At 40.1% G+C, this 17,766-nt stretch carries 16 protein-coding genes, 1 tRNA gene and 1 other annotated feature; of the genes, 13 read left to right on the forward strand and 4 right to left on the reverse strand.

What is annotated here, in order from left to right; translation table 11 throughout:
- The first annotated feature begins 221 nt into the window (after window positions 1–221).
- The 9 genes from AWM73_RS03880 (at window position 222) to AWM73_RS03920 (ending at window position 9,991) form a co-directional block, all read left to right on the forward strand.
- Entirely contained in the window at window positions 222–1,301 is a 1,080-nt protein-coding gene (locus tag AWM73_RS03880; RefSeq protein ID WP_060778161.1) for a carbamoyl phosphate synthase small subunit, read from the forward strand.
- A gap of 42 nt (window positions 1,302–1,343) precedes the next feature.
- Window positions 1,344–4,520 (forward strand): carbamoyl-phosphate synthase large subunit, encoded by a 3,177-nt coding sequence (gene carB, locus AWM73_RS03885; protein ID WP_060778162.1) that lies wholly within the window; start codon window positions 1,344–1,346, stop codon window positions 4,518–4,520.
- 24 nt (window positions 4,521–4,544) lie between these two features.
- Window positions 4,545–5,483 (forward strand): aspartate carbamoyltransferase catalytic subunit, encoded by a 939-nt coding sequence (locus AWM73_RS03890; RefSeq protein ID WP_060778163.1) that lies wholly within the window; start codon window positions 4,545–4,547, stop codon window positions 5,481–5,483.
- The gene (locus AWM73_RS03895) at window positions 5,483–6,781 is read left to right on the forward strand and encodes a dihydroorotase (RefSeq protein WP_060778164.1); all 1,299 of its coding nucleotides are present in this window, start codon (window positions 5,483–5,485) and stop codon (window positions 6,779–6,781) included. Before AWM73_RS03890 ends, AWM73_RS03895 begins: the two co-directional genes overlap by 1 nt.
- Window positions 6,774–7,685 (forward strand): dihydroorotate dehydrogenase, encoded by a 912-nt coding sequence (locus AWM73_RS03900; RefSeq protein ID WP_060778165.1) that lies wholly within the window; start codon window positions 6,774–6,776, stop codon window positions 7,683–7,685. The genes AWM73_RS03895 and AWM73_RS03900 overlap by 8 nt, the downstream gene beginning before the upstream one ends.
- Window positions 7,686–7,832: 147 nt before the next feature.
- Window positions 7,833–7,915: a sequence feature (ribosomal protein L21 leader region), on the forward strand.
- Window positions 7,916–7,930: 15 nt separating this feature from the next.
- On the forward strand, window positions 7,931–8,239 hold the full coding sequence (gene rplU / locus AWM73_RS03905) for a 50S ribosomal protein L21 (protein WP_013668659.1): 309 nt from the start codon (window positions 7,931–7,933) through the stop codon (window positions 8,237–8,239).
- 2 nt (window positions 8,240–8,241) lie between these two features.
- Window positions 8,242–8,577 (forward strand): ribosomal-processing cysteine protease Prp, encoded by a 336-nt coding sequence (locus AWM73_RS03910; RefSeq protein ID WP_060778166.1) that lies wholly within the window; start codon window positions 8,242–8,244, stop codon window positions 8,575–8,577.
- Window positions 8,578–8,595: 18 nt separating this feature from the next.
- Complete coding sequence (rpmA, locus tag AWM73_RS03915) at window positions 8,596–8,877, forward strand: 50S ribosomal protein L27 (RefSeq protein ID WP_013669098.1); 282 nt, start codon at window positions 8,596–8,598, stop codon at window positions 8,875–8,877.
- A 73-nt stretch (window positions 8,878–8,950) separates the two neighbouring features.
- The gene (locus tag AWM73_RS03920) at window positions 8,951–9,991 is read left to right on the forward strand and encodes a class I SAM-dependent methyltransferase (RefSeq protein ID WP_060778167.1); all 1,041 of its coding nucleotides are present in this window, start codon (window positions 8,951–8,953) and stop codon (window positions 9,989–9,991) included.
- Window positions 9,992–10,052: 61 nt separating this feature from the next.
- Here AWM73_RS03920 and AWM73_RS03925 read toward each other — a convergent pair whose 3' ends face one another.
- From AWM73_RS03925 to AWM73_RS03940, 4 genes are all read right to left on the reverse strand, one after another.
- Window positions 10,053–11,852, reverse strand: a complete 1,800-nt coding sequence (locus tag AWM73_RS03925) for an ABC transporter ATP-binding protein (protein ID WP_060778168.1) — start codon at window positions 11,850–11,852, stop codon at window positions 10,053–10,055.
- Window positions 11,852–13,579, reverse strand: a complete 1,728-nt coding sequence (locus AWM73_RS03930) for an ABC transporter ATP-binding protein (protein WP_060778169.1) — start codon at window positions 13,577–13,579, stop codon at window positions 11,852–11,854. Before AWM73_RS03930 ends, AWM73_RS03925 begins: the two co-directional genes overlap by 1 nt.
- Before the next feature lie 14 nt (window positions 13,580–13,593).
- Window positions 13,594–14,025, reverse strand: coding sequence for a MarR family winged helix-turn-helix transcriptional regulator (locus AWM73_RS03935; RefSeq protein WP_060778170.1), 432 nt, complete (start codon window positions 14,023–14,025; stop codon window positions 13,594–13,596).
- A 117-nt stretch (window positions 14,026–14,142) separates the two neighbouring features.
- A complete protein-coding gene (locus AWM73_RS03940) occupies window positions 14,143–14,502 on the reverse strand; it encodes a YolD-like family protein (RefSeq protein ID WP_060778171.1) in 360 nt (119 codons plus the stop codon).
- A 342-nt stretch (window positions 14,503–14,844) separates the two neighbouring features.
- Here AWM73_RS03940 and AWM73_RS03945 point away from each other — a divergent pair, with 342 nt between their 5' ends.
- From AWM73_RS03945 to gloA, 4 genes are all read left to right on the forward strand, one after another.
- Window positions 14,845–15,585: an esterase family protein gene (locus AWM73_RS03945; protein ID WP_060778172.1), complete on the forward strand. Its 741-nt coding sequence runs from the start codon at window positions 14,845–14,847 to the stop codon at window positions 15,583–15,585.
- Between the two features lie 186 nt (window positions 15,586–15,771).
- Complete coding sequence (locus AWM73_RS03950) at window positions 15,772–16,650, forward strand: DegV family protein (protein ID WP_060778173.1); 879 nt, start codon at window positions 15,772–15,774, stop codon at window positions 16,648–16,650.
- Window positions 16,651–16,832: 182 nt separating this feature from the next.
- Window positions 16,833–16,917, forward strand: a tRNA-Leu gene (locus AWM73_RS03955).
- Between the two features lie 427 nt (window positions 16,918–17,344).
- On the forward strand, window positions 17,345–17,725 hold the full coding sequence (gene gloA / locus AWM73_RS03960) for a lactoylglutathione lyase (RefSeq protein ID WP_060778174.1): 381 nt from the start codon (window positions 17,345–17,347) through the stop codon (window positions 17,723–17,725).
- Window positions 17,726–17,766 lie beyond the last annotated feature (41 nt).

Genomic DNA, 17,766 nt, shown 5'->3' on the forward strand with positions numbered 1-17,766 from the left:
GCTATAGTATAAAAAATTGAATTTGCCTTTAAACCTGTCCCGTGAGGCAGGCAAGGAGACTTATATAAAAAAGGGATTAGTCTATACATGACTAGTCTTTTCGTCGAGCCTCCTTGCATAGGAGGCTTTTTTAATGGAAAAAAGTAAAGGGCTTATTCAGTTCCTATCGACTAAAAATAGGCGTTAAAAGGCTCCTGTGAGAGCTAACGAAAGGATAAGAAATGACAAAAAAGAGATTAATTTTAGAAGATGGTAGTGTCTTTGAAGGGGAAGGCTTTGGTTACGATAAAGAGGTGATTGGTGAGCTGGTCTTTAATACGGGAATGTCCGGCTATCAAGAATCCATCACCGACCAATCTTACGCTGGTCAATTATTGACCTTTACTTATCCCCTGATTGGTAATTATGGGATTAATTATGATAACTATGAATCCTTAAATCCTTCATGTGTTGGGGTCATTGTTCATGAGTGGGCTAGACGACCCAGTCATTGGAAGTCGCAAATGAATCTCGATACTTTCTTAAAACAGAAAAAAATTCCTGGCCTAGCTGGTATCGACACTCGTTTATTAACCAAGAAAATCCGCAAGCATGGGGTTATGAAGGCTTACTTAACCAGTAAAGATGACCCCTTGAGTGATTTATTAGCAGTCCTAAGAAATACAGAGCTTGATCAAAAATTGATTCAAAAAGTCTCTACCCAAGCGGCTTATCCGATTCCTGGTCAAGGTTACCGGGTCATCGTGATGGACTTTGGTTTAAAACACTCAATCTTGGCTGAATTATCCAAGCGCAATTGTCAGGTGACCGTGGTTCCATATGATACCAGCTTAGAGGAAATTAACGCCCTAGCTCCTGATGGGATTGTCTTATCCAATGGACCTGGTGACCCTGATGATCTTCCTGAAGCATTAGACACCATCCGCGAATTAGAGAAGCGTTATCCCTTATTTGGAATCTGCATGGGCCATCAACTGTTTTCAAAGGCTAACGGGGCCAAAACTTATAAAATGAAATTTGGTCACCGTGGTTTTAACCATGCCGTTAGGGAACTTGCGACTGGTCAAATTCATTTTACTAGTCAAAACCACGGTTATGCTGTCAGTCGAGAAGATTTACCAGCAGACCTAGAAATCACCCATGAAGAGATTAATGACCATACTGTCGAAGGGCTTCGTCACAAAAAGTACCCCGCCTTTTCGGTTCAGTATCATCCCGATGCTTGCCCTGGGCCTCATGACGCTGGATATCTATTTGACAGCTTCTTAAAGTTAATCGAAGAAAGTAAACAAACAAAATAATCTATTTAAATCTAATCAGTGAGTTAGAAAATAGGAGGAAATATGACAAAACGTAATGATATTAAAAAAATAATGGTTATTGGTTCTGGTCCTATTGTGATTGGCCAGGCAGCAGAATTTGATTATGCAGGGACTCAAGCTTGTTTAGCCTTACGCGAAGAAGGTTATGAAGTGGTCTTAGTGAACTCTAATCCAGCGACCATTATGACTGACCGTGAAGTAGCCGATAAGGTTTATATGGAACCTTTGACATTGGAATTCTTAACTCAAATTCTTCACCAAGAACATCCTGATGCCCTCTTACCTACCTTAGGGGGACAAACAGCCTTGAATATGGCTATTGAACTTTCTCAAGCTGGTGTTTTAGAAGACTTAGAAATCGAACTCTTAGGAACGGACTTAAAAGCCATCAACCAAGCTGAAGACCGGGAACAATTTAAGGAGTTAATGGAAAGCCTAGGTGAACCGATTCCTGAATCCAAAATCGTCCACCATGTTGATGAAGCTATCGCCTTTGCTAATGAAATTGGCTATCCAATAATTGTTCGTCCCGCTTTTACCCTAGGAGGAACTGGTGGGGGACTGTGTGACAATGAGGAAGAGTTAGCGGAAATTGCTGAACATGGCCTATCCTTATCTCCGGTTCACCAATGTTTGATTGAACGTTCGATTACTGGCTATAAAGAAATCGAATACGAAGTGATGCGGGATAGCCAAGACAATGCCTTGGTAGTATGTAATATGGAAAATTTTGACCCGGTTGGTATTCACACGGGAGATTCCATTGTTTTTGCCCCATCGCAAACCCTTTCTGACGAGGATAGCCAAATGCTTAGAGATGTGAGCTTAAAAATCATCCGCGCCCTCGGGATTGAAGGTGGTTGTAATGTCCAATTAGCCTTAGATCCTCATTCAGCTAACTATTATGTGATTGAGGTTAACCCGCGGGTTTCCCGGTCTTCAGCCTTGGCTTCTAAAGCTACGGGTTACCCTATTGCTAAATTAGCTGCTAAGATAGCTGTTGGTCTAACCCTCGATGAAATGATCAATCCAGTCACTGGTTCTTCCTATTCCATGTTTGAACCCGCTTTAGACTATGTGGTATGCAAAATGCCGCGCTTTCCTTTTGATAAGTTTGAACATGCTGACCGTCATCTAGGTACCCAAATGAAGGCAACGGGGGAAGTGATGGCAATCGGTAGAAATATCGAAGAAAGCTTGCTCAAGGCTTGTCGTTCATTAGAAATTGGCGTGATCCATAACGAAATTAGCGATTTCTCTGATCTAGATATGGATACTTTAGAAGAAAAGATCCAAGATCCCCAAGATGATCGTTTCTTTTATTTATCTGAAGCGGTCCGCCGTGGGGTAGATATTGATTTGTTAAACCAATGGACTGGAATAGATCCTTTCTTCCTTGATAAGCTCTTAGTTATTGCGGAATTGGAAGAAGAACTAAGCCAAAATGTAGGAGATCAGTACAGCTTGCGCAAGGCCAAGGTAAAAGGCTTTTCCGATGTAAAAATCGCCCAACTATGGGATTGGACGCCAGAAGAAGTGAGAAAATATCGCCTTGAGACTGGTATTCTGCCAAGTTATAAAATGGTAGATACCTGTGCAGGGGAATTTGAATCGCAAACCCCATACTTCTATTCCACCTACGCAGAAGCCAACGAATCGCAAGTTTCTGACCGTGAAAAAGTCATTGTCTTAGGGTCTGGGCCTATTCGTATTGGTCAAGGGGTTGAATTTGACTATGCTACGGTCCACTGTGTTGAAGCTTTAAAACATGCAGGCTATGAAGCCATAGTTATTAATAGTAATCCAGAAACGGTCTCCACTGACTTTTCGATATCGGATAAATTATATTTTGAACCCTTAAGTTTTGAAGATGTGATGAATGTTATTGACTTAGAGCGCCCTAAAGGAGTTATCGTTCAGTTCGGTGGACAAACAGCGATTAATCTGGCTTGGCCATTGGCTAGAGCTGGAGTGGAATTACTGGGAACCCAAGTAGAAGATATTGACCGCGCAGAAGATCGTGATCTTTTTGAACAATTGATTCACTCTTTAAATATTCCTCAGCCTAATGGGAAAACGGTAATGAATGAAAGTGAAGCGGTTAAGGCGGCCAAAGAAATTGGTTATCCTGTTTTAGTACGTCCATCCTATGTCATTGGCGGTCGGGCTATGGAAATTGTCTATAGTGAAGCTGAATTACATAAATATATCCAAAGTGCTGTTGAAGTTAGTGAGGATCATCCTGTCTTAATTGACGATTACCTTCTTGGTATAGAGTGTGAAGTTGATGTAATCTCAGATGGTGAAGATGCCTATGTCCCAGGCATTATGGAACATATTGAACGCGCCGGAGTGCACTCGGGAGACTCCATTGCTGCTTATCCACCTCAAAACCTCAGTGCATCGGTGCAAGCAACTATCATTCAATACAGTCAGGAATTAGCTAAATCCTTGCACTGTGTGGGCTTAATGAATATTCAATTTATCGTCCAAGGCGAGAAAGTCTATGTAATCGAAGTCAATCCAAGAGCCAGTCGGACGGTGCCATTCCTATCTAAGGTAACTAATATTTCCATGGCTCAAGTCGCTACCCAGTTAATTCTTGGTAAAAAACTTAGCGATTTGATCGACCTTAGTTCGCCAAAAGAAGCAGACGGCGTCTATATTAAGGCACCGGTCTTCTCCTTTAATAAATTAGCCCAAGTGGATAGTTTACTAGGTCCGGAAATGAAATCGACAGGAGAAGTCATCGGATGTGGTCGTAGTTTAGAAGAAGCTCTCTACAAGGCCTTTGAGGCTAGTGGCTTACACCTGCCACAGTTTGGAAACATCCTTTTCACCATTGATGACCTTTCGAAAGAAGAAGCCCTGACCCTGGCTAATGGCTTTAAGTGCTTAGGCTATGAAATTTTAACGACTACGGGTACTGGCCAATACTTTAGCAATAAGGGTCTAAAAGTAAAAGCTGTGGCTAAAATTAACAGTAATGAGGCAAACAGTATTCCTCATTTAATTGAAAATGGCAAGATTCAAGCCATTATCAATACTGTTGGTGGACAAAAAGAAGCTGGTGAGGATGGTCAAATTATTCGTCAATTAGCTATTGAACATAATATTCCACTGTTTACCACCTTAGATACTGCTTTAGCCATGCTGAAGGTACTACAAAGCCGCAGTATTTCAACTCAAGCATTATAAGATAGACAAGAAATCGTTAAACTTTTGAAAAATTTTAGGGGGATAAGAATGGAACATTTAACCAGTGTACAAGATTTAAGCAATGAAGAAGTAATGGAGCTGATTAGACAAGGGGAAACTTTTAAAAATAGTCCAGTAGCGGTTCATCCCCAATCCATTACGATGGCTAATTTGTTTTATGAAAATTCAACTAGAACACATATGAGTTTTGAGCAGGCAGAACGGCGGTTGGGTTATCAAGTCTTACCCTTTGAAGTGAGTCAGAGTTCGGTCAATAAAGGCGAAAGTCTCTATGATACCGTTATTACTTTAGAAGCTATTGGAGCTAATGCATTAGTTATTCGCCATTCTCAAAATGAGTACTATCTTGACCTATTAAAAGAGCTTAATAAACACCACCACAAAATCCACCTTATTAATGGTGGGGATGGTAGTGGCCAACATCCGAGCCAATGTTTACTAGATATGATGACCATCTATGAGGAGTTTAAGCACTTTGATGGTTTGAAGGTTGCAATTATTGGTGACATTAAAAATTCACGGGTAGCTCGTAGCAATGCCCAATTACTCAACCAATTGGGAAGTCAAGTTTTCTTTTCAGGTCCAGAAGCATGGTATGATCCTCAAATGGACCAATATGGCAGCTACCAAGACATTGATCAGTTAATTGACCAAATGGATGTGGTGATGCTCTTACGGGTCCAACATGAAAGACATTCTGATGACCCATTGGAGAAGAGTTTTGACCCTAAGCGTTATCATGAGAAATATGGAATTAATTTAGAACGTTATCAAAAGCTACAAGACCATGCCATATTAATGCATCCAGGTCCTATTAATCGTGACGTTGAACTGGCTAGTGAACTTGTAGAATCAGAAAAGAGTCGCTTTGTGCAACAAATGGAAAATGGCGTTTATATGAGAATGGCTATCTTAAAGAGTGTGATTGAGGGTGAGAAATAATGAAAGTCCTAATTCAAGCAGGTAAGGTTTATAGTCAGGGCTCTTTGACGACTATGGATATTCTTATTGAGGGAGGAAAGATCCAAGCTTTGGGTCAACACTTGATCGACCAAGATGAAGTTGATCAAGTGATTGATGCTTCAGGTTGCTTGGTGACTCCAGGTCTTATTGATATCCATGTGCATTACCGGGAACCAGGTTTTGAAGACAAAGAAACGATTGCTAGTGGTAGCCGGGCAGCAGCTCGCGGAGGTTTTACTAGCGTATGTACCATGGCTAACACCAATCCCGTTCCTGATACCCCTGAAAAACTTAGTCAGTTAATTCAAAAGAATCAAAGTGATGGTGAGGTAAAGATTCATCAATACGCTCCCATTACCAAGGATTTAACCAGTGACCAAGTTGTTGATATTCCAGCAATGAAGGAGGAGGGTGCCTTTGCCTTGAGTAATGATGGACATGGCGTCCAATCTGCTGCAACCATGTATCAAGCGATGCTAGCAGCCAAAGAGCAAGGCCTAGCCATTTGTGCCCACCTAGAAGATCGTTCCTTATTTAATAATGGCGTGATCAATGCAGGTAAGGCTGCAGAGCGTTTGGAACTTCCTGGGATTTTATCAGTGGCTGAAAGCAGTCAATTGGCTAGAGATATTGAATTAGCTCGGGCAACAGGGGTTCACTACCATGTCTGCCATGTGTCTACGGCGGCCAGTTTAAATTTGATTCGCCAAGCCAAATTGGATGGAGTGAATATTACTTGTGAGGTTGCTCCCCACCACCTTCTCTTCCATGATGGCAATATCTTAAAAGATGATGCGAATTATAAAATGAACCCGCCATTGAGAAACTCATCAGACCAAGAAGCCCTAGTCCAAGCCTTAAATGACGGGACCATTGATTTGATCGCTACAGACCATGCTCCCCATACCGAAGAAGAAAAGAGTCAAGGTTTCTTGAAGTCCCCCTTTGGAATTGTTGGTAGCGAAACAGCCTTTATGAGTTTATACACGCTATTAGTTAAGCGAGGAAAACTCAGTTTAGAAAGGCTCATTGCCCTAATGACTGACCAACCTCGTCAATTATTCCATTTAGAGACAGCAGGAACAATCTGGCCAGGGCAAGCCGCTGATATTAGTATTTTTAACCTCGACCGTCCTTATCAAGTCAAGGCTAGTGACTACGCCTCAAAGAGTAGCAATAGCCCTCTAAATAACACCAGTTTATACGGAAAAACCGAATATTGTTTAGTTAATGGAAAAGTTGTTTATCAAGCTGAGGGAGGAAATAGTAATGAATAATATCCAAGTGGAATTACCCGGTTTATCCTTATCTAACCCTTTAATGCCCGCTAGTGGGAGTTTTGGTTATGGTGATTTCTCTAATTGCCAAGACCTCGATTTAAGTCAATTAGGCGCCTTAGTGATAAAAACCACCACTTTGGAAGCTCGCGAAGGCAATCCTGATCCTAAGATGTGGTGGAATGATGAATACAGTCTTAATGCAGTAGGCTTAAAAAACCCAGGAATTGATGTGGTTATCAAGGAAAAACTTCCTCAGCTCAAAGAAAAATATCCTAGCTTGCCTATCATTGCTAGCGTAGGAGGAAATACAGTTGAGGACTATTGTCAAGTCGCCCAATTATTTGATCAATCCGGCTTAGTGAACGCTCTTGAAATTAATATCTCTTGTCCGAATGTGAAAAAGGGCGGCCTAGCTTTTGGTAAGGATCCTCAATTTGCTAAGGAATTAACTGAAAAAATTAAGTCCTTAGTTGACCTACCAGTATACGTTAAATTGTCACCCAATGTCGATGACGTGGTGGCTATGGCCCAAGCCTTGGAAGAAGCAGGTGCAGATGGGCTAACCATGATCAATACCTTACTCGGAATGGGTATTGATATTAAAGAAAAAAGACCAGTTCTAGGTAATGGCTATGGGGGAATCTCAGGCCCACTCTTAAAACCCTTGGCTTTAAGAATGATTCACCAAGTCCGCCAACAAAGCCAGCTACCTATTATCGGGGTTGGTGGTGTATGCACGGTCGATGATGTGATTGAAATGTTTATGGCCGGAGCTAACGCCGTCCAAGTGGGTTACCAACACTTTAAAAATCCTGGAATTTGTATTGATTTAGCTAAAGAATTACCGTCTCGTTTGGCAGAATTAGGTATTTCGAGTTTAACAGATATCCAAGTAATTTAAATTAAAAATACGGTAAGTTGTAAAATGAAGTGCATAAAAAAGGGCGACAAAAAACCAGTGAGGCTCTATACTTACAAAATCTAAGGATTTATCCTTGACCTTAGGGCTTAATTTTGCTAAACTACTCTTGTTGTATTTCTGTAAGCACCAGAACTGCAACCGCGCATCGATAAGTTGAAGTATCAAGTATGATTATTTGATCACTTATCTTGGCGAGTCTAAGTAATTATAAGGAGGTGCATTGCATGTACGCTGTTATTAAAACAGGTGGAAAGCAAATTAAAGTTGAAGAAGGTTCAGTAATCTTTGTTGAAAAATTAGATGCTGAAGCAGGAGATAAGGTAACCTTTGACGAAGTAGTCTTTGTTGGTGGTGAAAGTACTAAAATTGGTACACCATTAGTAGAAGGTGCCTCAGTTGAAGGAACGGTTGAAAAACAAGGTCGCGAAAAGAAAGTGACTACCTTCAAATACCGTCCTAAAAAAGACTCTCGTTCTAAACAAGGCCATCGTCAACCTTATACTAAAGTAACAATTGATTCAATTAAGGCTTAAGTATGATTCAAGCAAAGTTTAAATGTAAAGATGGAAGCTTTGTAAGTATGACAGTGCTAGGACACGCTTTATCAGGGGAATATGGCCATGATTTAGTGTGTGCTGCGGTGTCAACTTTAACTTTTTCCCTGGTGAATAATTTGGAGCGTTTAACACAAGTGGCTCCAATTGTTGACTTAGATCCAGATGGGGGTTATCTCTATTGCGAAATTCCCGCTGACTTGGATGATAACCAAGCCCAGCTTGCCGAAATCTTATTTAAAAGTTGCTATTATGCCTTAAAAGATGATGTTAGCGCCAGTCAACCTGACTATCTTCAGGTATCTTTAAAAAAGTAAACAAAGGAGGAACCTAACATGTTAAAATTAGATTTACAATTTTTCGCCCACAAAAAAGGTGGCGGTTCCACAGCTAACGGCCGTGACTCACAAGCTAAACGTTTAGGAGCTAAACGGGCAGATGGCCAATTTGTAACAGGTGGATCAATTCTTTACCGTCAACGTGGTACCCATATTCATCCAGGTGTAAACGTTGGACGCGGTGGAGACGATACTTTATTCGCACTATGTGATGGTGTGGTTAAATTTGAACGTAAAGGTCGTAACAGCAAACAAGTTTCTGTATACCAAGAAGCTTAAGCAGACGACTTAAGAGGCTGAGACAGTTGTCACAGCCCTTTTTTATTATAAAGACATTTAAAAGGAGTGGGTTATGGATACCGAAGGAATTAAATCAGCCTTTACATATTTGCATGAAGCGACCGAAAAAAGTGCTCAGGCCTTAGAAATGACCTATGTTGAGGCTATTCATGAAACATTACAGAACCTATTACTAGGATCAGCTCAGCAAATTAACGGAGCACCTGACGATCAAGTGATTAAGGAATTAAATAACCTCTATCAAAAAAGTCAGTGGCAGGGTTTAGACCAGGAAGCCAAGCATAATATCATCCAATGGCTATTGATTGAAGGGGTAAAGAAGCAAGAAATACAGGCTAATTATCAAGCCACTCCTGATGCCATTGCCTTAATTATCGGCTACTTGGCCTTTCGCTTAGTTGAGTCGAATCGAAATTCGCTAGAAAAGTCTATCAATCTTTTTGATCCCTGCTTTGGCACCGGTAATTTATGGTCACTGGTGGCGAAGACTTTTACGGACCAAGACTATCAAGTCCTTGGGGCCGGAGTTGATAATGATGACTTGATGCTATCTATTGGTGAAAAGGCCATGGCCTTACTTGGCTTAAGTCCAAAACTCACCCTTGCTGATGCTTTGGGAGATTTGTTGGTTGATCCCTGTCAGGTTATTATTGCTGATTTACCGATAGGCTATTATCCTCAAGACCAAGTCGCCCAGACTTTTAAGAGTGGGGCAAAATTTATTGAGGAAGGCTCCCATGCCTATGCCCATTATTTGTTAATTGAGCAGGGGATTCATTATTTAGAGGACAATGCTTGGGGCTTGTTCTTAGTCCCCAAATCTACTTTAACCGATCCAACGCTACCGCAATTGATGCATGGGATAAATGAAACAGCTTATTTGCAAGCCTTTATTAATTTACCCCAAAGTCTTTTTCAAAATGAGTTTTCGCAAAAAAGTATCCTGATTCTCCAAAAACAAGGAGACCGGGCCAAGCAAAGTGACCAGGTCCTTATTGGTAACATTCCTGATTTTAAAGCAGTTGACGACATGAAACAATTTACTTCACAATTTAACGATTGGTTAGACAAGCATATCGTTAATGGGGAATAATATATAGAAAAAGCTCAGTCTATCTTTTACTATGTCGCAGTAAAAGAGACTGAGCTTTTTGTTAATCTTCTTGGAATTGGGCGCTATACAAGCCGTAATAGAAGCCTCGTTTTTCCATTAGACTTTCATGGTTACCTTTTTCAATAATTCTTCCTTGGTCCATAACAATAATTTGATCAGCATCCTGAATCGTACTTAAACGGTGAGCAATCACAAAACTGGTTCGTCCTTTAAGTAATTTTTCGGTTGCTTTCTGAATTAATTCTTCAGTGCGTGTGTCAATACTTGAGGTCGCTTCATCTAAGATTAAGATATCTGGTGTGGCTACTAGGGCACGGGCAATCGTAATGAGCTGTCTTTGCCCCTGAGAAATATTTGAAGCATCTTCATTAATGATGGTGTCGTAGCCATCAGGCAATTTCCGAACAAAGTCATCGACATGGGCGGTTTTAGCTGCAGCATAAACTTCTTCCTCTGAAACAGATTGGTTATGATCACCGTATGCGATATTATCATAAATACTTCCGTTAAATAACCAGGTATCTTGTAAGACCATTCCCATTTGTTTACGAACATCCTCGCGGGAATAGTCACGAATATCTTTACCATCAATTTTAATACTACCTTTATCGACGTCGTAGAAACGCTCTAATAAGTTAATTAGAGTCGTTTTACCAGCACCAGTAGGGCCAACGATAGCAATAGTTTCGCCCTCATTAACATCCAAATTATAATCTTTTAAAGTGTAATGGTCGTCATCATAACCAAAATAAACATTGTTAAAGATTACTTTTTTATCAGTGTCAATAAGGGAGTAGTCGCTATGGGTTACTTCCATTTCCTCCAGATCTAGGAATTCAAATACCCGTTCTGCGGAAGCTAGGGTACTTTGAATTTGGTTAACGATAGTAGCAAGGTTGGAAATGGGTTGGTAAAGTTGTGGGTTGTATTGCAAGAGGGCTTGGACATCCCCAAGTGGTAGACGACCTTGTAAAATCTCTATCCCCCCGACAAACGCAATGAGGACGTAATCTAAATTACGGATAAAGTTAACCATGGGATAGAGAAAACCAGAAAAGAATTCTGCCCGTTGTGAGGTTTTATAATAAGCATCGGTTTCTTCTTCAAATAGATCGCGCTTATGACCTTGTTGGTTGAAAGCACGAATTTCAATTTGACCATTATAGTCTTCCTCAATATGGTCATTAATGCTTCCTTGAATTCTTTGCCGGTCAGCAAAGAGTCTTTGAGTTATTGGTGTGATGCGGCTGACCAGGAAAACAGCAAATAGAACAGTTAATATCATAAGCCCCCCAATTTTGGGACTGATCATGAGGATCATCGTTACTACACCAATTAACTGGGTAATACTCATAATGGTTTGAGCAATATTTTGTTGCAGGGTACGGGCAATATTTTCAATATCATTAATAGCCCGACTCAAAATTTCACCGGTCGATAAATGATCAATGGTACTAATTGGAAGCTTGTTCAATTTATCTCGCATGGCTTGGCGGAGATTAGCAATTGTTCCCTGTACGGCATGGGACAGTAAATAATTTTGGAAGTAACGGCCAATACTAGTGGCAATATATAAGGCAGCGACCACTAGAAGCACACGGAAAATCCCGGTAAAGTCAATCTTATAGCCCATTTGTCCATTCATTTCTTGTAGTCCTTGGTTGACTCCTTCAGCAATCAAGGTCGTTGCTTGTCCTAAAATTTTAGGCGCAACGGTTTCGGCTATCGTTGCTGCCACCGAAAGGATTACAACCGCAATGAATGATTTTTGATAGTGACCGAAAAATTTAAAAAGACGTTTAAGGGCTTTGCTAGTTGATTTTGGTGTACGTCTTCCCATTATTCACTCACCTCCTTGAGTTGTGATGACACAATCGAAGCATATAAAGGCGAAGTTTCCATTAAAGTATCATGGTTACCTAAACCAGCCACACTCCCATTGTCTTCTAAGACTAAAATTTTATCAGCATCCCTAATTGTAGAGACCTTTTGCGAAATAATAAGGGTAATTTTATTCTTGGCGTACTGACTCAGTGCCTGTCTTAGGTTGACATCTGTTTTAGCATCTAAGGCAGAAAAGGAATCATCAAAGATCAAAATAGCCGCATCCTTCATCAGGGCTCTGGCGATGCAGAGACGTTGTTTTTGTCCTCCTGAGAAATTTGAACCGCGTTGCTCGACCCGGTGGTCAATGCCATCGGATAAGTTTGACACAAAGTCAGCAGCTTGAGCAATCTTTAAGTTTTGCCAAATTTCTTCATCACTAGCCTGCCCCTTACCAAATTCTAAGTTAGATCGAATATTTCCTTTGAAGAGGTTGGCCTTTTGAGGAACGTAGGCGATATAGTCACGTAGAGCATCAAGATTATAGCTTTCAATTTTTTCGCCATTAATCTTGATGTCGCCACTAGAACGTTCATAGAAGCGCAGGATGAGGTTAGCAATTGTTGATTTTCCCGAACCTGTCCCGCCAATGATTCCTAAGGTTTCCCCAGCTTTGATAGAGAAATTAATATCGGTTAAAACATTAGATTCTGCCCCTTGATAGCTGTAATTGACATGGTCAAAATCTAGTCTAGCTTGCCGCTTAGGGTCAAAAGTCTTGCCACCATCAGCAGGGGAATGAATTTTTTCAGGAGCATCGAGGACTTGATTAATCCGTTCAGCTGAAACTTGGGCTCTTGGGATGAGAACAAACATCATGCCGATAAAGGCAAAGGATATTCCCATAATGGATGTATAGGAAACAAAGGAAAGAATAACTCCAATGCTGAGTTGTTGGTTGGCGACTAAATGCCCCCCAAACCAGTTAATATAAATCGTGGTTAGGTTCAAAATTAAGAGTAGGGCAGGGAGTAGGAAAGCTAAGCGAATTTGGGCGCCAACAGCCGTTTGCCGATAGTCTTCATTGGCCTTAGCAAAGCGCTTGGATTCATAGTCACTCTTATTAAAGGCGCGAATGACGCGAATACCAGTTAGTCCCTCTCTAAAGATCAGGTTCATATTGTCCACCTTGGCTTGCATGGCGCGGAATAAGGGGGAGGCGAAATAGAGGACTAAGGCTAAAGAGATAATAACTAGGGGAATGGTAACCAGATAGGTTTGACTAAGTAAGGCGCTTGCTCGGTAGGCCATCACTAAGCTAGCAATAAGCATAGCTGGAGCCAATAGAAACATTCGTAAGACCATCATTGTGGTCAATTCAATTTGCATAATGTCACTTGAGCTCCGAGTAATCAGAGAGGCACCACCAAAATGATCGTAAGTGTCTTTCGATAAGCGTTGTACTTTAGCGTAGATGGTATCTCGTAAATCTTTTCCCAGTCCTTGTGAGGCTTGTGAAGCAAACCAGATATTTGCTAGGGCAGAACCAACAATGATTAGGGTGACACCTAGCATCTGGATAGCAATTCGGCTAATGGCTGAAAAATCCCCAGGGACAATCCCTTGGTTAACTAGGCCAGCGGTGAAAGTTGGTAAGACTAATTCAGCAAGCCCTTGGGCAAATGCAAAGAAGATACTCAGCAAGATTAAGTGTATGGGGATGCGTTTTAATATTTTTAACATAGGCGACTCCTTTCTTATTTTTGTTCTTGTAAATTATTGTGAATACGTTTGAGTAATTCTTGAATTTCTTTTTTATCATTTAAGGATAAATTGTTAGTCACAATTTCTTCAAGTTGGTCAAAAATGAATTTGATTTCTTTAGCCAGTTTTTCTCCCTGTGGCGTTAAGAACAGGTATTTCTTTTGTTCATTCCCGGAAATTTGTTTGCGATAAAGATAACCTTTACTTTCCAGACTAGTCACAATATTACTGGTCGTAGCATGGGGTTTATCCAAATATTCTGCAAGCTCTTTTTGGATGAGCTGGGGATGGAGATGGATATAGTAAAGACTCTTGGCTTGAATGATATTTAGATTAGCTTTTTTAACCTGTTTGTCGATATAGCTTTTTTCTAAAGTCGCTACCTGAAAGAGTAGTGTACTTAGGTGGTCTTTGGCAAACTCCATAGTAACTCCTTTCTAAGCATTTTATTTTTGAAAATGTCCATTTATCTATGATAATCATTTTTACTTGTATTTACAAGTAAAGCGCTTAGGCCTTTAAGATTCGATAAAATAAGCCGATTAATCTAGAATGACTTGGCAAGATTTAAGGAGAGATAAAGGAATTGTTTCTTGGTTCATCAGAAAATATTCGTGGTCCAGGCTGTGTATATAACCATGTAGTAATCGATAGTGGCCATCTGAGTCGACCTCATTCAAAACAATGGTGCAGGGGAGTTGACTATTCAAGGCCAAAAAAAGTTTCTGGCGGAGTTTGGTCAAAGTCATTTGCTGGCTAGTCAAGGCCAGGGGATGGACTCTACCGTAATTTTTTTGCCTTGACCTTAAGGCTTCTCGGTGTTCAGATAGGAACATGCTCTGCCATTTGATCATGGATCGATAGGCATGGGGGAATTTTTTGTGCTTCGTTTGCTTGGGCATAGAATCATTTCCTTATATTAGCTAGTAAATAATCATATGGTACTATCTCTTAATATAAGAACATATGTTCTGATTGTCAACTATTCCACCCAATGAGCAGGTACTGATTTATTGCTTGCCAAATATTGTCTAAACCTAATAATCTCGATTTAAAATGTGCTATACTATGAGGAAAAATATCCAGCTGATAAAAAATGACTGATCTTCTAGCTTAGCAGATAAGTCTACCCTTAGCAATGCTGGCAATTTTGTTAATGAGTGAAGCGATGCTTAAGGCAAGTAAAAGGGCATTGATTTTCGCTCTACTAATCTGATACTTAGGTGAATATTAAGGAGACAGTTATGAATTTTGAAAGCTATACCCACTATGGGCACACTATTGGACGAAATATGTCAATTAATCGTTATGGACACGCTGGAAAGCCCTTTTTGGTCTTTCCCTCTTCAGGTGGGTCTCATAATGAATATGCTGATTTTGGTATGATTGAGGCCTGTCAAGCCTGGATTGATAATGGTAAGTTGCAATTCTTTACCTTATCCTCCTATGATGACCAGAGCTGGTTATCCAATAAATCAGGTCATGATATGGCCTTAGCTCAACAGGCTTATGATCGTTATTTTATTGAAGAAGCCCTGCCTTTAATTAAGCATGTTTCGAATTGGATGGACCCTATGGGAGCAACCGGTTGCAGTATGGGAGCCTACCATGCTGTTAATACTTTTCTAAACCACCCAGATGTGATTGATACTGTGATTGCTCTAAGTGGAGTATACGATGTTCGTTATTTCATGAAGGGCTACCAGGATGACTTTGAAATTTACCATAACTCACCAGTCGATTTCCTTTGGGGACAAAATGATCCCTGGTTTATTGATCATTACCGCCAGGGAGATGTTATTGTATGTACAGGACTGGGCCCTTGGGAAGAAGATGGCCTACCCAGTTTTTATAGCTTAAAAGAGGCTTTTGAATTTAAGCAAATCCCTGCTTGGTTTGATACTTGGGGAGAAGATGTGGCCCATGATTGGCCATGGTGGCGCAAACAAATGCCATATTTTCTGCAAGTTTTGTATCCCCTATGATCAAGACATTTCATCGTGGAATAGTGGAGAAACAATTGGCATTAAGGCCGGACGTTAAAAGCTATCAATAATAATTGGCTAATTAGTTTCCTATAGAGAATGGTCTTTACTTATCGAAATTGTTCTTTTGTGCTAGTATAAGATAATTAAATACCTATTTTATATAAGGAGGAAATTGAGTAAATTATGAAGGCTGCTTTTATCATTGATAGTACGGCATCACTTCCCAATAAGATTAAGAATTTGGCCAATGTCATGGAAGTGGAATTATCGGTACGTTTTCCTGATGGGGAGGTCTTTAGCGACACGACAGATACTGCGGAAAGCAAACGCTTTTACAACAAATTGGAGACCAGTGAGGAACTCCCAACTTCATCGCAACCTCAGCCTGTAGAGTTTTACCGGGTCTGTGACCAGCTAGTGGAAGAAGGCTATGACACGGTTTTTGGTATTTTCCTCTCCTCTAAAATAAGTGGAACCTTACAGACTGCCCATATGATTTTAGAGGAGTATGCTGATCACTTTAACTCTTATATTATCGACTCTAAGGGAACTTCGATCCAAATGCTTCACATCTTAAAAGAGGGAATGGCAATGGTAGAAGAGGGGCGGCAGCCTCAAGCTATAGCGGAAGAAATGCAATGGATTGCTGATAACTCCCGTGTCTATGTCATGTTAAAAGACTTGAAAAATATTGTTAAAGGCGGACGAGCGACTTCCTTCCAAGCAGCCTTGTCTACCATGTTAAGAGTATTTGTTATTCTATACTTCAATGAAGCAGGTGAAGTGGTCTTATATGATAAGGTTAGAACCAAACGCAAGGTGATCAAGCGCTATATTGAACTCGTTCAAGAGGCAAAAGATCGCTACCCTGCAGGGCTAAAATTAGCCTTTGCTCATGGTAATGCCCCAGGGGAAGTCAAAGAATTTGAACAAGCAATTTTAGCTGAATTTCCTGATTTAGATTATATGACGACTTATTTGACCCCCGTTTTAGGAACCCATGGCGGCCAAGGATGTATTGGCATGGGAACGTTAGCATGTCGTCGTCCACAAGGAGAATAAGGAACAGAGAGCCTGAGTTTATAATCTCGGCTCTTTTTTATATAATGAGATCAATTAATATTTACATTTATTAAGACTATGTGATAGGTCATGTTAATAGGCTTTTCCTTTTACAGAAAAGGATAAAAAGTTCTTGACAGAAGAGTGCCAATTAAGTTATGATGTATGGGTAGTCAAATTTAGCGGTCATGGCGGAATCGGCAGACGCGCTACCTTGAGGGGGTAGTGGGAGTAATTCCCGTGGAGGTTCAAGTCCTCTTGGCCGCATAGAATGTTTTAAACGCAAGTTAAATAGCTTTAAAAATGCTGATATATCAGCATTTTTTAGTATTCTAAAATTACTTAAAAACAGTTAAATCAAGAGTAAATCGTACAAATAACGTACAAGTTTTTAGCCCACGCCATGGGGTTTACAAAAGATAATGAAACAGCGGTAATTAGTACCGCTTTTTTTATTGCTTTTTATCTCGCTTTAAAACATATTTATTTTATTTAGCTTCCAAACACCTGCTAGAAGATTTTAGGCTAGATTACGCTTTTTTAATACCTGGAAAGAGAATATAAGAATTGGATTAAAGAAACTAAGTTTAACCTAGTAAACAGTTTAAATAGCAGCTTTACTTTGAAAATCTTAGTGAGATAGGGTAAGATTAAAGCATATATAAATGTAGCAAATATAGAAGGGATGGAAGCAATGAAAGTTGATCATACTTGTGTGCGGGTGAAGGATTTAGAAGCCTCAATTGCTTTTTATCAAGAAGCTTTCGGATTTGAAGTAGTTGATAAAAAGGATTTCCCGGATAATGAATTTACCTTATGTTATATGGCCTTACCAGGCTCCAGCTGGCGTTTAGAATTAACCTATAACTATGACAGTGATGGTTATGATCTTGGTAATGGCTATGGTCATATTGGTTTATTAGTTGATGATGTTAAAGCTATTCATGACCAACATGAAGAAAAAGGGTACGAATTGACTGATATTTCTGGCTTACCCGGAATGGATCCTTTCTACTATTTTGTAACTGATCCTGATGGGTATAAAATTGAAGTGATTCAGGATGGAGTCTTATAGACGATTTAAATAAATTCCTTGTTTAATAGGATACTCTATGA

It is taken from the genome of Aerococcus urinae (assembly GCF_001543175.1).
Classification (GTDB): domain Bacteria; phylum Bacillota; class Bacilli; order Lactobacillales; family Aerococcaceae; genus Aerococcus; species Aerococcus urinae.

What these genes read in the sequence shown, in the direction of transcription:
- AWM73_RS03880 (WP_060778161.1), top strand. Translation starts at nt 222, where the DNA reads ATGACAAAAAAGAGATTAATTTTAGAAGATGGTAGTGTCTTTGAAGGG.
- carB (WP_060778162.1), top strand. Translation starts at nt 1,344, where the DNA reads ATGACAAAACGTAATGATATTAAAAAAATAATGGTTATTGGTTCTGGT.
- AWM73_RS03895 (WP_060778164.1), top strand. Translation starts at nt 5,483, where the DNA reads ATGAAAGTCCTAATTCAAGCAGGTAAGGTTTATAGTCAGGGCTCTTTG.
- AWM73_RS03900 (WP_060778165.1), top strand. Translation starts at nt 6,774, where the DNA reads ATGAATAATATCCAAGTGGAATTACCCGGTTTATCCTTATCTAACCCT.
- rplU (WP_013668659.1), top strand. Translation starts at nt 7,931, where the DNA reads ATGTACGCTGTTATTAAAACAGGTGGAAAGCAAATTAAAGTTGAAGAA.
- AWM73_RS03910 (WP_060778166.1), top strand. Translation starts at nt 8,242, where the DNA reads ATGATTCAAGCAAAGTTTAAATGTAAAGATGGAAGCTTTGTAAGTATG.
- rpmA (WP_013669098.1), top strand. Translation starts at nt 8,596, where the DNA reads ATGTTAAAATTAGATTTACAATTTTTCGCCCACAAAAAAGGTGGCGGT.
- AWM73_RS03920 (WP_060778167.1), top strand. Translation starts at nt 8,951, where the DNA reads ATGGATACCGAAGGAATTAAATCAGCCTTTACATATTTGCATGAAGCG.
- AWM73_RS03925 (WP_060778168.1), bottom strand. Translation starts at nt 11,852, where the DNA reads ATGGGAAGACGTACACCAAAATCAACTAGCAAAGCCCTTAAACGTCTT.
- AWM73_RS03930 (WP_060778169.1), bottom strand. Translation starts at nt 13,579, where the DNA reads ATGTTAAAAATATTAAAACGCATCCCCATACACTTAATCTTGCTGAGT.
- AWM73_RS03935 (WP_060778170.1), bottom strand. Translation starts at nt 14,025, where the DNA reads ATGGAGTTTGCCAAAGACCACCTAAGTACACTACTCTTTCAGGTAGCG.
- AWM73_RS03940 (WP_060778171.1), bottom strand. Translation starts at nt 14,502, where the DNA reads ATGCCCAAGCAAACGAAGCACAAAAAATTCCCCCATGCCTATCGATCC.
- AWM73_RS03945 (WP_060778172.1), top strand. Translation starts at nt 14,845, where the DNA reads ATGAATTTTGAAAGCTATACCCACTATGGGCACACTATTGGACGAAAT.
- AWM73_RS03950 (WP_060778173.1), top strand. Translation starts at nt 15,772, where the DNA reads ATGAAGGCTGCTTTTATCATTGATAGTACGGCATCACTTCCCAATAAG.
- gloA (WP_060778174.1), top strand. Translation starts at nt 17,345, where the DNA reads ATGAAAGTTGATCATACTTGTGTGCGGGTGAAGGATTTAGAAGCCTCA.